The 15414-nt window shown below is 39.1% G+C and carries 16 protein-coding genes; 3 read left to right on the forward strand and 13 right to left on the reverse strand.

The window, feature by feature from the left end; translation table 11 throughout:
• Positions 1–37 precede the first annotated feature (37 nt).
• Both DXD68_RS16505 and DXD68_RS16510 read right to left on the reverse strand, forming a co-directional pair.
• Positions 38–574, reverse strand: coding sequence for a hypothetical protein (locus DXD68_RS16505; RefSeq protein WP_122362621.1), 537 nt, complete (start codon positions 572–574; stop codon positions 38–40).
• The gene (locus DXD68_RS16510) at positions 574–1569 is read right to left on the reverse strand and encodes an AAA family ATPase (RefSeq protein ID WP_122362622.1); all 996 of its coding nucleotides are present in this window, start codon (positions 1567–1569) and stop codon (positions 574–576) included. The genes DXD68_RS16505 and DXD68_RS16510 overlap by 1 nt, the downstream gene beginning before the upstream one ends.
• Positions 1570–1699: 130 nt before the next feature.
• On the opposite strand from DXD68_RS16510, the gene DXD68_RS16515 reads away from it, so the two are divergent.
• The 3 genes from DXD68_RS16515 to creD all read left to right on the forward strand — a co-directional run bounded on the left by DXD68_RS16515 (position 1700) and on the right by creD (position 4031).
• Complete coding sequence (locus DXD68_RS16515; protein ID WP_233577196.1) at positions 1700–2323, forward strand: hypothetical protein; 624 nt, start codon at positions 1700–1702, stop codon at positions 2321–2323.
• Positions 2320–2610 carry a winged helix-turn-helix domain-containing protein gene (locus DXD68_RS16520; protein ID WP_122362624.1) on the forward strand — a complete coding sequence of 97 codons (291 nt, stop codon included), beginning with the start codon at positions 2320–2322 and terminating at the stop codon, positions 2608–2610. The genes DXD68_RS16515 and DXD68_RS16520 overlap by 4 nt, the downstream gene beginning before the upstream one ends.
• A 62-nt stretch (positions 2611–2672) precedes the next feature.
• Entirely contained in the window at positions 2673–4031 is a 1359-nt protein-coding gene (gene creD / locus DXD68_RS16525) for a cell envelope integrity protein CreD (RefSeq protein ID WP_122362625.1), read from the forward strand.
• Positions 4032–4098: 67 nt separating this feature from the next.
• On the opposite strand, the gene neuC is transcribed toward creD, so the two are convergent.
• The 11 genes from neuC to DXD68_RS16580 are packed head-to-tail and all read right to left on the reverse strand — an operon-like array spanning position 4099 to position 15412.
• Positions 4099–5226 (reverse strand): UDP-N-acetylglucosamine 2-epimerase, encoded by a 1128-nt coding sequence (gene neuC, locus DXD68_RS16530; RefSeq protein WP_199715712.1) that lies wholly within the window; start codon positions 5224–5226, stop codon positions 4099–4101.
• 5 nt (positions 5227–5231) lie between these two features.
• Positions 5232–6275, reverse strand: coding sequence for an N-acetylneuraminate synthase family protein (locus DXD68_RS16535; protein ID WP_122362714.1), 1044 nt, complete (start codon positions 6273–6275; stop codon positions 5232–5234).
• Positions 6276–6323: 48 nt separating this feature from the next.
• Positions 6324–7373 carry a glycosyltransferase family 2 protein gene (locus DXD68_RS16540; RefSeq protein WP_233577197.1) on the reverse strand — a complete coding sequence of 350 codons (1050 nt, stop codon included), beginning with the start codon at positions 7371–7373 and terminating at the stop codon, positions 6324–6326.
• Between the two features lie 40 nt (positions 7374–7413).
• On the reverse strand, positions 7414–8328 hold the full coding sequence (locus tag DXD68_RS16545; RefSeq protein WP_122362627.1) for a glycosyltransferase family 2 protein: 915 nt from the start codon (positions 8326–8328) through the stop codon (positions 7414–7416).
• 7 nt (positions 8329–8335) lie between these two features.
• A complete protein-coding gene (locus DXD68_RS16550; protein ID WP_122362628.1) occupies positions 8336–8893 on the reverse strand; it encodes a putative colanic acid biosynthesis acetyltransferase in 558 nt (185 codons plus the stop codon).
• Between the two features lies 1 nt (position 8894).
• Entirely contained in the window at positions 8895–10043 is a 1149-nt protein-coding gene (locus tag DXD68_RS16555; protein WP_122362629.1) for a hypothetical protein, read from the reverse strand.
• A 14-nt stretch (positions 10044–10057) separates the two neighbouring features.
• Positions 10058–10843, reverse strand: a complete 786-nt coding sequence (locus DXD68_RS16560) for a glycosyltransferase family 25 protein (protein ID WP_122362630.1) — start codon at positions 10841–10843, stop codon at positions 10058–10060.
• A gap of 14 nt (positions 10844–10857) precedes the next feature.
• The gene (locus tag DXD68_RS16565; protein ID WP_122362631.1) at positions 10858–13188 is read right to left on the reverse strand and encodes a GumC family protein; all 2331 of its coding nucleotides are present in this window, start codon (positions 13186–13188) and stop codon (positions 10858–10860) included.
• Between the two features lie 6 nt (positions 13189–13194).
• Positions 13195–13986, reverse strand: coding sequence for a polysaccharide biosynthesis/export family protein (locus tag DXD68_RS16570; RefSeq protein ID WP_122362632.1), 792 nt, complete (start codon positions 13984–13986; stop codon positions 13195–13197).
• A gap of 3 nt (positions 13987–13989) precedes the next feature.
• The gene (locus DXD68_RS16575; RefSeq protein ID WP_122362633.1) at positions 13990–14265 is read right to left on the reverse strand and encodes an HU family DNA-binding protein; all 276 of its coding nucleotides are present in this window, start codon (positions 14263–14265) and stop codon (positions 13990–13992) included.
• Positions 14266–14281: 16 nt separating this feature from the next.
• Positions 14282–15412, reverse strand: a complete 1131-nt coding sequence (locus DXD68_RS16580) for a glycosyltransferase (RefSeq protein WP_122362634.1) — start codon at positions 15410–15412, stop codon at positions 14282–14284.
• Positions 15413–15414 lie beyond the last annotated feature (2 nt).

Below are 15414 nucleotides of genomic sequence, written 5' to 3' on the forward strand. Positions count from 1 at the left end.
GTTTGCTCGTTTTATTTTCAAACCATTAACAAAAATATCATTTCCCTTCTATAATAACTTTAAGCCTTTCCGGATCTGATTGATATTTATTTTCTTTCAAATATTTCAATACTTTCTTTAGGACAACCACTTCATCCGCTTTTTTGAGTTCCTGAAACAAATTTCTAAATGTTGCATCTTCCTTGCTGGACACCTTTTTTGTTTGCTCTGTAAAAGACTTCAGATCGGATGAAAAACCAAACTGTTCCATATCAGTCTCCATTTCTTCTGCACATTTAAGAATAAACCCATCTACTGCCGGTGAAATCATCACCAGATAATGAGCCTTATTAGGATGTTTATAAAAAAACAGGGAGTCGGTATGAGCCACCTCTTCAAATTCATCCACATAACGAATTTGTCTTTTATCTTTATCGACAACTCCAACGGCAAACTCATCAGTAAACTTCTCCTTCATGACTTTAGCAACGTTATTACAACCTTTCTGGTGATTATAACCTTTTGCCGTAGGAACTAATGTCTCAAGCAAATTAGTGTCAACGTAACATTCCGGAATTATGTAAAGTTCTGCCATTATTTTAAAAAAGTTTCCGTATTAAAAAATAAGTCAGCCCCAAATTCATACATTTCCTGCAACTCACTCTCAGCCGCCCTCTTCACGATCGTTTCTCCATTTTTGAAATCAACTAAGTAAATAGCCAAATCATTCCCCGGCAATTCCAGAAAATCATTTACAACATAAGGACTATGGGTAGTAATAAAAAACTGATTATTTTCCGAATCTATAATGCTTTGTGTTACTTTTGATATGAATGGAGGGTAAGAATGTGCCTCAGGTTCTTCGAAAATCAGAACTGTATTATCATTACTTTCAATAGCCGCTTTATAAAAAATCATACGTTGCAAAGAATCAGCAATAGAATGAAACGGAATCAAAAAAATCTCTCCCGGATTCTTTTCTTTAAGAACTTTAATTTCCTGACTATTCGTATCGAATACATACTTCAAACCATACTCTTTGAATATTGCAGACAACTCCCTCCTTAATTCTGGCAACAAAGTTACTATATTCATTAAATTACTTCCATTCGGAGGTAAAAGATAATTTAACGGTAATTTTTCCTTTTCAAAGGAAATTGGATAAAAATAACTCTTGAACGGGTTTGCTGCCGGAATCTCAATATTCTTTTTCCCAGACAAGAGCATATTGGAAAAAGATAAAGAAAATTCCGCATCAGTATGATCTTTATACCCCAAAAGAAATGAAAGTCCCATATTGTCTAAACGCACCTCAGCATTTACAACATCCGTCTCTATCCGTATAGGTTTCTCTATATGACCATCAAAAAAAAGTTCAGCATCGCTTTCAACACGAATAAACTGCTGAATGCTCCTTTTCTTTGCAAACTTCAAATAAGGAAGACAAAATAAGGACATTGCCTCCAATAAATTACTTTTACCTACATTCGGTTTGCCGATAAACAGGTTAATCCTTCTACAATCATTCAAAGTAACGTCTTTGATCGACTTAAAGTTATTTATATGAACATGGCTTATTTTTGTATGCATTCTTTATTGTATGACTTTAATTGTACTATAAATGCAAAGGTAATAATATTTAGAAAATCTTCTCCATTTATTTGGAATCTTCAGAATCCTCATTAACTTTGCATCACAAAGTACTTTTTATTGTAAGTATATGAACAAACAAGTAGAAGACATAAAAGCCATTCGCGAGATGATGGAAAGATCATCCAAGTTCCTTTCGTTAAGCGGTTTGTCCGGTATATCGGCCGGAGTTATAGCGATCATCGGGGCAGCACTCGCCTACTTTCATATTCTAAGAGAACCGGCAAATGCCGACTTCAATACGACACACGAAGCGATGTTCCGCGAGATCACTTTGCTGATCACGGATGCTGCGGCCGTCTTGCTCTTTTCTATTTGTTTCGGAATCTACTTCTCCTGGAGAAAATCTGTAAAGAATAACCTGATGCCCTCCAAAAGCCTGATAAAAAGAACACTTTACAGCCTTGGTGTCCCCCTCGTTACCGGAGGTATCTTTGCTCTTATTTTCCTGTTGCGCGGCGACCTGGAGATGGCAATCACCATGACACTTATATTTTATGGTCTTGCCTTGATCAATGTATCCAAATATACTCTCGACGAAGTCCACTACCTGGGCCTGACAGAAGTCGTATTGGGTATCATCGCCGCTTTGTTTCCCGACTGGAGCCTCCTGCTCTGGACAATCGGATTCGGAGTCTGCCATATCATTTACGGAACGGCTATGTACATCAAATATGACTTGAAGAAAGCATGAAAAACATACTGTCCAAATTAAATAAAGCTTTCGAAAGCCGGATTCGACTGGGTATCATGTCTATCCTGTCGGTAAACGAATCGGCTGACTTCAACACCATGAAGCAGCTGATGGAGTTGACCGACGGAAACCTGGCAAGCCATTTGAAAGCATTGGAGACGATCGGATATATCCAGTCTACCAAGCAGTTCATCGGCCGGAAGCCCAACACCCAATATGCTATCACCGAAGAAGGAAGAAAATGTTTCCGGGAGCACCTGGATGCATTGGAAGAACTTATCAAATAATTTTTTTACCCATTCACTTTGAAATACAAAGTACTTTTTAATCATATAAACAGGTTAAACTTATGGAAACAACAATCAAGAAAGCAAGCAAAATCAACCAGTCTATCACATTCAAGGCTATGGTTATCGGCTTCCTGACCCTCATTCTGCTCATACCGGGATTAATGATTCAGGATCTGATCCGGGAACGACAAAACAGAAGCAATGAAACGATCGAAAAGATCAATGCCAAATGGAGCAACGCCCAGACCTTCTGCGGACCAGTCCTCTCCATCCCCTATACGACTACGCATATCGATTCGAACAATAAAACACACTACCAGGAACATGTCCTGACTATCACACCCGGAGCTCTGAATATCAATACACAATTATTCCCCGAAGAAAGATACTACGGGATATACAAAACGATCCTTTACAAAAGTGAAACAGACATTACCGGAAATTTCGACAAAATAAGTTTTCCCAAAATAGAAAACAGCACCATCCATTGGGATCAGGCTTATCTGGCTGTCGGAGTTTCCGACCTCCGGGGAATAACCGACAACATCGATTTCAGGCTGGATAACAAACAATACCCAGTCGAAACTACCGGCAACCAGGATACCCAGATAGGCAAAATGCTGGCTATCCCGCTGAATGGCCCCGAAATCCTTCAAACCGGCCAGCCGCTCACCTTCAATTGCAAACTAAAACTAAACGGCAGCAGCAACATCAATTTCATCCCGATGGGAAAAACAACCAAAGTCCATATAACGGGCAACTGGAAATCACCCGGCTTTATCGGCAACTTCACCCCGGAACATACCATCACTGAAAAGGGATTCGAAGCTGACTGGAGTATCCTCAGCTTCAACCGTAGTATCCCGGAAATGTGGATCGACGGACAGGCAAATTCATTCGACGATGCTTCTTTCGGTGTTAACCTCGTAGATCCGGTAAACCATTACCAACAAAACATGCGTTCCGCCAAATATGCCATCATGTTCATTGCCCTGACCTTCGTCGTCTTTTTCTTTGTTGAAATACTGACAAAAAAACGTATCCACCCGATCCAGTATCTGCTCGTCGGCCTGGCTCTGATCCTGTTCTATAGCCTTCTCCTGTCCATCTCCGAACAAATCAACTTCGGCATCGCCTACCTGATTGCCAGCCTGGCGACTATCGGACTGATCACTGCTTATGCACACAGCATCTTCAAAAACAAGATGCAGACCGGAGCACTTACAGGCATGCTGGCTTTATTATATATTTTCCTTTATATCATCCTGCAACTGGAAGATGTTGCCTTGTTGATTGGAAGTATCGGTTTGTTTATCATACTTGGAGTCATTATGTTCTTCTCACGGAAAATAAACTGGTATAAAGAAGAAGAAACAGAAGAAAACAGTCAATCACAACCACTAACAGAATTTAATTAAATAAAAAACAGGGATATTGGTATCAAACCTAATATCCCTGCTCTTTTAACTGTTTGTTAAATAAACTTCAGACAATATTCAAATCTTTAAATTGCTTTTGCTTTGAAATATTCCAGAAAGTAAAAGTCCTCAAAACATCTAAAAACAATCCGGCACTATTTCCCTTTCCAAAAGTATATTCTGCTCTGTTCTTTGAAGGTGCAACACCGGATATCGTTCTCAATATCATACCGGACTCCTCTTTACAATTATGAATAAAAGGAGAAGAAGCCCGGTTATCCTGACGACTGCCGATATTCACACAAGGTATCTGATAAGCAGGAGCCTCACGTATACCCGCACTGGAATTACCGACTATTAAGTCTGCATTTTTCAACAACGAAAGGAAATACTCAAAACGCATGGAAGGTATTAGCCGGAAACGCGAATTGCCTTTCAACTGACGATAAGCTTTCAATATGGTCTGCGATCCCAAATCATTATTCGGATAGATCACAATATAGTTATGGGTATCCGCCAGTAAAGCATCCACCAACTGCTTCACGTGATATTCTATCCGGTCATATTCCGTCGTTACAGGATGATACATCAGAATCCCATACTTATCATAAGGAATTTCATAATATCTTTTTACTTCCTCAATCCCGGGTAAACTGTCTGAAAACATAATATCCATATCCGGAGAACCGATCACAAAGATCGACTGCTCCAACTCTCCCATCTGCATTAAACGACTCTTTGCCCTCTCATTGGCTACAAAATGAGTATGGCTCAGTTTGCTGATTGCATGGCGGATCAGTTCATCGATCGTTCCCGACAACTCTCCCCCTTCGATATGAGCCACCAGAATATTGTTCAGACTTCCCGTTATCGCTCCGGCAAGTGCCTCCACCCTATCGCCATGAACCACGATCAGGTCGACAGGGTTCTCTTTCAAATAAGTCGACAGACCATCGATCGTCTTACTCAAAGTTAGATCCATAGTCGACTCTGAAGTCAGATTCAGAAACTTGAAAATATTCTTACAGCCACAACGTTCTACTTCCCGGTAGGTAGCACCATACAAGCTCTGCATATGCATACCTGTTACAAACAGGGATACTTCAAAATCCAGTTGATCATCCAAAATCTTTATCAACGATTTCAACTTCCCGAAATCAGCACGCGTTCCGGTTACAAATAACACACGTTTCATCATCTTCACTTCTCAATCATATCATATAATAACTGTACATCACTCTCTATATCCATTGACGCTTTTTTCCCAAGCAGACTATCATATGCCTCTGCCAGGATACCATCCATTCCCGGACGTTTCACCCAAATATTGTCTTTTGTAAAACATTCCCCTTTTCTCACCGGACGAATCGTGACAACGGTAGCATAAGCAAAATCTATGGTTACCTGCTCTTCCGGTAAAGGACCTTTATGCCCACCACGCATTGAATGAATGATCCGGCTTTGTTCTATCAGTTCACGCGCAGCCTGTTCATCCATCGAACAACAGATATCCGGTCCTTTCCGGTCCATCCGGTCGGTAAAATGACGCTCTACAATTGAAGCACCCAAAGCGACAGCCGACAAACAAGCCAAATTATTTGTCGTATGATCCGATAATCCATACACACAATTCGGAAAAGCTTCAGCCATTTCCTGCATTGCACCCAAACGTACCAGGTTAAACGGTGTAGGATACAGGTTTGTAGTATGAAGCAGAGCGACCGGTACACGATAACGATTGAAAATATCCACCGCTTTGCGGATACTGGCTATCGTATTCATTCCAGTTGACAGGATCACCGGCTTATGCGCCTGCGCAACATGTTCCAGCAACGGATAATTATTACACTCTCCCGACCCGATTTTAAAAGCCTGTACATTCATCTTCATCAATCGGTCCGCTGCAGCACGAGAAAAAGGAGTACTTAGGAATATCATACCTTTCGACTCCACGTATTCTTTCAACGCAATCTCTTCTTTTTCCGACAAAGCACAACGCTTCATGATCTCATAAATCGAAACATCCGCATTACCCGGTATTACCTTTTTAGCGGCTTCACACATCTCATCATCTACAATATGCGTCTGATGTTTCAATATTTCCACTCCGGCACGCGCAGCCGCATCCACCATCTCGAAAGCAGTTTCCAACGAACCTTCATGATTGATCCCCATCTCGGCTATGACCAAAGGGGGATAGTCAGGACCGATAAGGCGGTCTGCTATTTGTATTTCTTTTTTCATATTCATTATAAATAAAATCTATCTTTCTATTCTATTATTTGACTCATTTCAAAGCTTTTTCTTTAGTTTATATAGAAAACCTATCAATTGAAAATAAAGGTCTACAATCCTATCATTTTTTAAACACATCCCTATTACAGCCAATTTATAAAGCCCCTTTTCTGTTGCTGCATTTAGCCGGGGTAACAAATAACGATATTGAAATTTTTTCAAAGCATTCAATCGATCTGACCGTGATACATTTTGCCCTGGTAGATACATCATTAATATCGCCCATTGTTCCCACCTTTGGCAAAAGAGACCAACTGTTTCACGCAAAGAGTCAGACGGATATTTTTTTGCCAACATAGCTAAATTCCTACATCCCGTATGAGTTGCCTGGTGATATGTTTCGTAATCCATTCCAGATCTTACTAACGATGTTACTACTGAACGATAAAAATAGATAGCAGAAGAAATCAGTTTAATAGAGTCAATATGTAAACAATAAACGGAAGTAAATATAGCATCTTCAAACATCCGAAAATCTTTACAAAAAGAAATTTCATTTGATTGGATAATGTACTTTTTAAATGATTTATTACAAGTAAAACCGAATTCACCACAATCCAATAGATAAGCTAGTGGTTCTGACAAATCTCCCGTTTTTTTGGCAGACAACTCTTTTAAAGGTATAACGTTCTCTTCTCCTTCTTCCGAAACCCTGACCATTTCAGCATAAACCAAATCATAGTCATAATCTTTACGAGCATTAACATATTGTATCAAATACCTCGGTGATACCCAATCATCAGAATCGACGAAATTGACATATTTTCCTCGGGCTACGGATAACCCTAAATTTCTTGCCACTGATACTCCCTGATTGACAGTATGGATAACCTTTATTCGTAAGTCTTTCCCTGCATATTCATCACATATTCTACCGCTACTATCAGTAGATCCATCATCAACCAACACTAATTCAAAGTCTGGATAAGACTGATCCAATAAACTATCTATACATTTATGCAGAAATCTCTCACTGTTATATACAGGAACGACTATTGAAAAAGTCGGCATATTATCCGTAATCCCTGTCAATTTATTTTTTATCATACGTTATAATTTAATCAGCACCTTATATAAAAATCAATTTCTATACCTGTCGACAGTTATAAACCTCACTTAAATATCTTTTGATTTTCTCCTTATCCGTTCCACAAGCCCGTTTTATTTCAAACACTTTGGCATCCACCAATGTCCTGTACCACCATCCCTGCAGGAAATTCCATAGAAATCCTTCTTTTCCCTCTAGAAATCCACCTTTGAAAAAATAACGATAACAGAAATAAAAAAAGGAACGCCAGAAAAGTGGCATACGGACATAACGATGCTTTATCCTCCTTTTTTCTATAGCCTGAGCTGTTAGTTTTTTCTGATCGTCCGATTGCGATACTCCATATAAATCAAATTCAATATCCAATAAATCGGCAGCCTCACGAACGGCATAATTCACATGTTTGTTACAGAACCACGAAAGGTTATTCAAATTATGATCAACAAAATCTCCCTCACAATTTACAGATGTTCCATCCAATAGCTGAATATGTTCATCCATCAGTCTTTGTTCACAAACGGCTTTACCATAACGGAACATACGAAGCAAATAAACTGGATATATTCCCCGCTTCATCCATTTTCCTAAGAAATAATGTCGCCGCTTAAAAACGATACCGGAAACACTATCCAATAAAAACGGGATCTTCTTTATCAGTTCATCCTGTAATGCCGGTAACAAATATTCATCCGCATCCAATCGAAGCACCCATGCCGTCCGGATCGGAGCATGTTCCAATGCCCAGTTAAACTGTTTCGCATAATTATTCTCCCACTTATTTTGCAAGATCATGACATTGTATTCTTTATATTCTTTCACAATATCCAACGTGCGATCCGTTGAAAAAGAATCTATAATATAAATATCCCTAGCCAAATCTTTTATGTTATCCAAACAACGACGAATATGAATCTCCTCATTATACGTCAATATAATCACCGACACATCCAACATAAATTAGTTATTTTATTATACGTTTTTTTATTGGTTTTGCCGGATTTCCCCCTACAACAGTCCACGGGTCAACATCTTTAAACACGCAAGCCCGAGCTCCGACAACAGCTCCCTGTTTAATTCTTATACCCATTCCAACAAATGCATCCGCTGCTATCCATACCTGATCTTCAATCACAATGGGAGCCGTTATCAATGGATGAAACCGATTAGTAATATCATGGGATGAAGCACATAAATAACTTTTTTGAGAAATAGTCGAATGGTCTCCTATTTGAATTAAATCCGTATTATAACAATCCACATAAGGAGCCAGGCAAGAATAGGCACCTATTTCCAGATTCCAGGGAGCCCATATTTTAACAGATGAATACACATGTGCTTTCGGATGTACTCTGGCACCAAAAAGCCGGAGTAAAAACAACCTCCAGGGATTAAACAAGGTCAGGAAAAAAGGACGAAAGGCCAGTATATACACAATATTCCAAATTAAACGACCAATCTTATTCTTTATACTCAATTTATTCCTGTATAAGGATAAATCGACTTGATAATCAGTATCCATTTTATCCGATCATTTCCAATAAATTAGAATAACTATCACATTCTGCCTGCACAAGTTCCCGGGCATATCTTTGGGCTGCTTCTTTTTTTCTTACAATTCTATCAGAAGAAAGCGTATTCAAAAAATCAGAGACAGACTTTTCGAGGGGCACGGAATCCGGTATCAGCCAAACTGCATCAGGAAACATGCATGCCCCTTCCGACTCTTCATTGGCATTATACAAAACCGGTATTCCGGTACATATTGCGCTGACCACTTTAGACGGCACACAGACATGATTCCATGCCGGCAATAAAGAAGCCACACAAATATCAACATATTGCATCTCTTCAGGAGTTATATAATCGAGTATGACTACCGCACCCAAAAAGGCCGCATTATCCAATATCCGTTCTACTTTTGCTCCATACAAACGAAGCAAAATAAGATGCTTATCCGGATCCAGTTGCCGGATAAGCTCCAGCAAGAATACATCGTTATGTGCCTCTCCTATATTCCCTGCATAACAGAAGACAATTTTATCCTTATTTGCTTTCCTCCAATAAGGCTCTGAAGTTTTCCCAGTCTGACATATCCCACACGGTAACACGATATGAGGAATGGAAAATTGCTTATATTGTCGGCACAAATACCGATACTGTTGTTCGCCTAACGCAATCAGGAAATCCGGAGCATGATGATAGACAAAAGATTCGACCATCCTATATAGGGGATTCTGTCGAGCCACCAATCCTGCTGAAGCAAATGCTTCCGGATAGAGATCCATCGTCCAAAAGGCTAGTTTACTTCGATAAAAAGGACGGAGTAAAACAGACCAGGCATTAATCAGGGACGGATCTGTCAAAACAATTTTCATCTGATGCCGGGGTAAAAACATAGAGCTGAAAATTAACCGGAAACCATCGGTCAAATTACCGAACAACCGAAGCCATTTATTCGTTCCACTGTAAAAATCGGCCAGTTCTATAGCTCGGTAAGGTAATGTTTCATGTACCGCTGAGACCTGTCCTTTATAAGAAGCGCGTATGGAAAGAACGATCACATCAATCCCGTTATCCCATAAATAATCAGCCAGTTTGCGAACCGGACGTCCGGTTGCAGAAGGATGAAGTGCGCCGTATTTATTAATTATTACGACTCTTTTTTGCATGTATCTTGATGTAATTATATATTTATACCTTTTTCTCTTTTTCTAAATCTCAATACCCCCATATACTTTAAGAAACCTCTCTTTTTATTTTTCAGCAAATAACGAATACAATCAACAAAAGGCAAATCTTTAACTTTTTCAGAAGATGTATGCATAGGTTCAATCTCACTTTGTATTTCTCCTTTTTCTGATAACCCAGCAGCTAATGTCGGATAAATACCTTCTATCCTAATTCCCTGATCATTCATATATTCAAAATCATCTGCATAAATTGAAGCTTTGGGTGGCATTAGTAAGATTTGTGCGGCCTTTCTATTGATCAGATAAGCACATGTACCGAAAGCCATCCAAATTCTATAAATAGAATAATTACCTAATTCATATAAAGCATGAGGATAGTAGTGGGAATGTCTGGCTAACGTAACAATACAAGCATCTTTTTCTTCCACTGTCTTTTTAACTATTTCCGATAAAATATCTTCCAAATGGGCTGATTCCAAAAAACACACATCATCTTCGAGTATTAAAGCACATTTTTCTGATGACTCTAATAATCGATGATAGCATTTTCTGTGGCTCAAAGTACATCCGATCTCTGCAGGAGAAGGAGATCGCAAATATCTCCTTCTAAACAGTTTACAATCAAAAAGACGATTCGTTTCTTCTTCTGGCAATTGTTTGCCATAAACCGCATTCACCAACTCTACATCCAAACAAGGATATTTAGCAGTCTCTGCCAATACATAGTTTCTTCTGTCTAGCGATTCCTCGATGTTAATAATGAATGTTTTGATTTTCATAATTTGATCTAAGATTATTGATATCCATAATAATTATCTCCATACCCATAACCATAATACCCATAACCATATCCATAACCGGCATGTTTACTCCGGACATCATTCAGTAAAATTGACATATGAGGTAATTTACCTCCGGTATATAAAGCCTCCACATCCGGTAACTGCCGACGATCCATCAAACCCTCACGTATAACATAAATACACAAATCAGTAATCCGACTGATTATCTGTGCATCAGCTACCATACCATAAGGAACCGTATCAAGAATGATATATTCATATCGTTCTTTCAACAATCCGATCAATTCATCCAAAGATTGTCCTAACAACAATTCAGCCGGATTAGGCGGAATAGGTCCGGAAGTAATGACATCCAACTCTTCAAAGCCGGAATGAGGATGTATCAATTGTGTCAGATCAGTCATTTTACCGGACAAATAGTGAGTCAGTCCCGGAACAACCTTTCCATCTTTCTCTTTTTTCGATCCCTTTCGAAGATCCATTTCTAACAATATTGTCCGTTTACCTGCTAACACCAAAGAAGCAGCCAGGTTGTATGATACAAACGATTTGCCGGAGGTCGGATTTGAAGAGGTTAACATCAAAACCTGAGACTTCTTTCGTTTACCCAATATAAAATCGATATTGGTTCGTACAATACGAAAGGCTTCGGAAACCCCATCCCTTTTTTGTTTATTGACCACCATTTCTTCTTTTTTCCGGTTATGAGGTATTTCCCCCAAAAAAGGAATACTAAGATTATTTTCAATATCTTTTCGTCCACGTACCGTAACATCCAACATCGGTGCCAAATAAAAAAATACTCCCGGTATGGCCAAGCCAACAAAGAATGCGCCTAATAGAATTACTAGAATGTTAACACCGGCCCTTCCTACTCCGTAAGGTGAATCCACAATACGAAGATTACTCTCCAATGTTGCTGATGTCAAAGCATTCTCTTCCCGCTTATTCAATAAATACAGAAATAAATCTTCCTTTATCTTTTGTTGACGTTCTACCGAAAGGACATATTTCTGTTGCGTCGGAATACTGCTGATCTTTCCAGCTTCCAACACTTGCATTCGCCTCGCATACTCCAGCTTCGAGCTAATTTCTTCTTTGGTATTTCTAAGGCTCTGCCGGATTGACTGAGATAAAGAATTTACCTCATTATTCATCAATCGGACTGCCGGACTGTTATCACCGCCATTTTCCATCAATTTATCCCGCTGCAATAATGCCGTGTTATATTTATCTATTAATTGTCCTATCCAAACACTTAACAAACCGGTATTAGCAGGAAGCAGGGATTCCTTTTTTAACGGATCATATAAATATTGCTGAATCAATTCAATTAACTCTTTCTGATTACTCAGTTCTGTTACTTGCCGATTATATAAACTCCGGTTCTCCAGCGAAATTTTAGCTTCTATATCAAGATTAGCCGATTGATGCTGTCGCCGGTAATCCTCTATACTACTTTCCACATTCCCCAATTCTTCATTGATCAGATTCAGACGTTCATCAATAAAAACAGCTGTATTTTGTATAATTTGGTTTTTATCTTTCATCGATTCGTCTACATAAACACGAATCAACATATTCAAAATATCATCACCCCGTTCCGGATTTGTGTCCAAATAGGTCAATGTCAATAAATTCGCATCTTTAACAGACCGTACTACCTCCAACTTGCCCAATTGTGAAGAGATGAGCGATTCATAATTCAGACAACAAACCTGTATCCCTTTATTCAAAGATTCATTATTAAACGAAGAGGTACGGTTCACCACCATTTTTCCCAATGGAGTTTCTATCGCCGTTCCGAAAGTATGCTCCATCACCCCGTCCGGATCATCTTCCAAATCAATTATCCTAAAACGGTCATTAGTAATCGGAAGAATAGAAAAAGAAGCCGGGTGAGTAAAGGTCGAATCCGGAAAACTTATCTTTACAGGAGTACTCATATACAAATCCTTACTTTTAAGTCCTTCATCCATCGAATAACCAATTTCCAGTCCTAATTTCCGGATCACTTTCCCCATCAACAAACGAGACTTGAATATCAAAATCTCTCCCTCTAAACTATTATTGTCACTGTCATCGAATATTTGTTTTTCACTAAAAGCCTCTTCTGTCCTTACTTTGTTTTTAAGTTTAACAACTGCTTCCCGTTTATAAACCTCCGGAACCGTCATCATATAGACACAAGCTCCTGTCATACAAAGAAAAACAGACAAGGCAAACCAGTGCCACTTTGTCCCAAAAACATCTAAAACAGTACGAAGATTAAATTCATTAACCAAACCGAATCTTTCTGTATAAGGGGATTGTTCTTCCATATCCTTTTATTTAAATAGTAAAATACTGATGGTAGTCAAAAGAGAAACCAACGAGATCCATGTTCCAACACTCGTAAACTGATTTTGTATACTTGCATCCGCTTTGGCACGATTCGGTTCTACATAAACCAAATCGTTCTGTGTCAGATAAAAATCAGGCGACTGGAAGATATCCCTCGAACGAAGATCATGATATAAGATTGTACGTACTCCGTCTGTTTCCCTAACAACCGCCACACGATCACGACGACCGTGAATGGTTAAATCACCAGCCATACTGAGTGCTTCAAACAACGTGATACGTTCAGAAGTTATATTATAAGTACCTGGATGATTTACTTCTCCAAGTATTGAAATACGGAAATTAAGAAAACGTACCATTACGATCGGATCTTTTATATATCCTTCCTTCTTCAATCTGCTTTGGATCAGATCAACCACTTGTCGCCGTGTCAGTCCAACCACCTTTATCTGTCCCAACAGCGGAAAGTTAATCGTACCGTCAGCTTCCACCAAATACCCCTCATTATTATTTCCGCCGGAGTATCCGTAATTATTTCCGCCACCATTAATGCCAGTCCCATATTGCAGAAAAGGACGCAATAACTCCGGCTCTACACTACTGACTGTTATATCAAGCAAATCGTCTTTCTGTATTTTCAGACTAAACGTATCGACTATGGCTGTTTTTTTCAACAACTCCTCTCCTTGCAAATAAGCAATATCTTTCACTGACCCACAAGAGAGCAACAGACTGATCAATATCCATCCCCAAAACACACTTTCAAATTTCTTCATATCCTATCTGTTTATTTTATCAATCAATCCTTTTCCTGGTTTGAATTTCACACTAAATCGTTTACGAATTATACATTCCTGACCAGTTTTGGGATTACGCCCCATGCGCTCCACCTGCTTCCAGGACATATAGCAACCAAAATTTTGTATCATAACAGGCTCCTCATGCAGGATAGAATTACTTATCACGTCGTTCATCGTATCTATAAAACATAAAGCTTGTGTCACGGTCACAGACATACGACTTGCAATTTCTTTTGCTAAATCATTCTTATTCATACTAGTTTATATTTATTTAATCATATACAAATTCTGGTTTGTCTCCTCGTCCGGCAACCCAGGCATACAACTGCCCCATCTGCCGGGAAACAACATCCACCGAATATTTATCCAGTACCATCTGACGTCCGCGTTCTCCCATAGCCTGCAGCTCTTCTTCATTTAGAAATAAAGCTTCCCGGATAGCTGTCGCCAAAGAGTTAACATCATTATTTGTCCACCAACCACACTGATATGTTTTCAGATCCCGCCATGGAGAACCGGTCGACGCTATAACAGGAACTTCCTGAAGCAAAGCCTCCGGAACAATCATTCCAAAATTTTCAAAATCACTAGGAACAACCAAACATGTTAATGAAGCTAACAAACGATTTTTTTCTTTTCCGGAAACCCAACCTGTAAAATGAATATTACGCAATTGCAAACGTTTTACCTCTCTTTTCAAAAAGGCGACATAGTCAGGTTCTCCGTCTCCCAAAATCAACAGTTCTCCTAACTCTTGCAGATGTTTCCATGTTTCAAGTAAACGATCAACTCTTTTGACAGGATGTAAACGTCCCAAATAACCGACTCTCTTTTTCTCCTTTTCCTGTAAAATAATTTCTTTTTCCGTTATTTCTATCGGGTTAGGGATAACTGCTACCGGATTAGTAAAACCTAATGAATGATAATATTCCATCTCTTTCATACAAGTCACATGAATACAGGCAGCTTGCTGTAACTGCCGACGCTGATATAATAATAAAGATGCTTTTTTTACCAAATAGGAATGTCGTAACGCCTCCGGATAAAGAGTCCCATGCAAAGTAATAACATAAGGCTGTCCGTGTTTCCGGGCATACCGTGCAGTAATATAACTGAAGTACATCCATATTCCCTGAATATGATACACATCGACACCTTCTGTTTTAGTCAGTGCCCAAGGAATAGTCTTTGTATATCCCCAACGTTTATACAGAATACCGGAATGGGGTAAATAACGAACAGAAGGATCATCTGACACAGCTTCCTCACCCAAATCTGGCTGAAGTGTCAAAATCTCCACCTCCATTCCCAAAGCTCTGGTTCCCTGCATCGTCAATAAAGTTGTGCACGAAGGACCACCACTAGCTTTACTCATGGAAGTTATTACATGAATAATTTTCATTT

Source organism: Parabacteroides sp. TM07-1AC (genome assembly GCF_003480915.1).
Taxonomy (GTDB): Bacteria; Bacteroidota; Bacteroidia; order Bacteroidales; family Tannerellaceae; genus Parabacteroides; species Parabacteroides chongii.

Bases quoted from the DNA above. Each gene is read 5' to 3' on its own strand.
- DXD68_RS16505 (WP_122362621.1), bottom strand. From the start codon at position 574: ATGGCAGAACTTTACATAATTCCGGAATGTTACGTTGACACTAATTTG.
- DXD68_RS16510 (WP_122362622.1), bottom strand. From the start codon at position 1,569: ATGCATACAAAAATAAGCCATGTTCATATAAATAACTTTAAGTCGATC.
- DXD68_RS16515 (WP_233577196.1), top strand. From the start codon at position 1,700: ATGAACAAACAAGTAGAAGACATAAAAGCCATTCGCGAGATGATGGAA.
- DXD68_RS16520 (WP_122362624.1), top strand. From the start codon at position 2,320: ATGAAAAACATACTGTCCAAATTAAATAAAGCTTTCGAAAGCCGGATT.
- creD (WP_122362625.1), top strand. From the start codon at position 2,673: ATGGAAACAACAATCAAGAAAGCAAGCAAAATCAACCAGTCTATCACA.
- neuC (WP_199715712.1), bottom strand. From the start codon at position 5,226: ATGAAACGTGTGTTATTTGTAACCGGAACGCGTGCTGATTTCGGGAAG.
- DXD68_RS16535 (WP_122362714.1), bottom strand. From the start codon at position 6,275: ATGAAAAAAGAAATACAAATAGCAGACCGCCTTATCGGTCCTGACTAT.
- DXD68_RS16540 (WP_233577197.1), bottom strand. From the start codon at position 7,373: ATGATAAAAAATAAATTGACAGGGATTACGGATAATATGCCGACTTTT.
- DXD68_RS16545 (WP_122362627.1), bottom strand. From the start codon at position 8,328: ATGTTGGATGTGTCGGTGATTATATTGACGTATAATGAGGAGATTCAT.
- DXD68_RS16550 (WP_122362628.1), bottom strand. From the start codon at position 8,893: ATGGATACTGATTATCAAGTCGATTTATCCTTATACAGGAATAAATTG.
- DXD68_RS16555 (WP_122362629.1), bottom strand. From the start codon at position 10,043: ATGCAAAAAAGAGTCGTAATAATTAATAAATACGGCGCACTTCATCCT.
- DXD68_RS16560 (WP_122362630.1), bottom strand. From the start codon at position 10,843: ATGAAAATCAAAACATTCATTATTAACATCGAGGAATCGCTAGACAGA.
- DXD68_RS16565 (WP_122362631.1), bottom strand. From the start codon at position 13,188: ATGGAAGAACAATCCCCTTATACAGAAAGATTCGGTTTGGTTAATGAA.
- DXD68_RS16570 (WP_122362632.1), bottom strand. From the start codon at position 13,986: ATGAAGAAATTTGAAAGTGTGTTTTGGGGATGGATATTGATCAGTCTG.
- DXD68_RS16575 (WP_122362633.1), bottom strand. From the start codon at position 14,265: ATGAATAAGAATGATTTAGCAAAAGAAATTGCAAGTCGTATGTCTGTG.
- DXD68_RS16580 (WP_122362634.1), bottom strand. From the start codon at position 15,412: ATGAAAATTATTCATGTAATAACTTCCATGAGTAAAGCTAGTGGTGGT.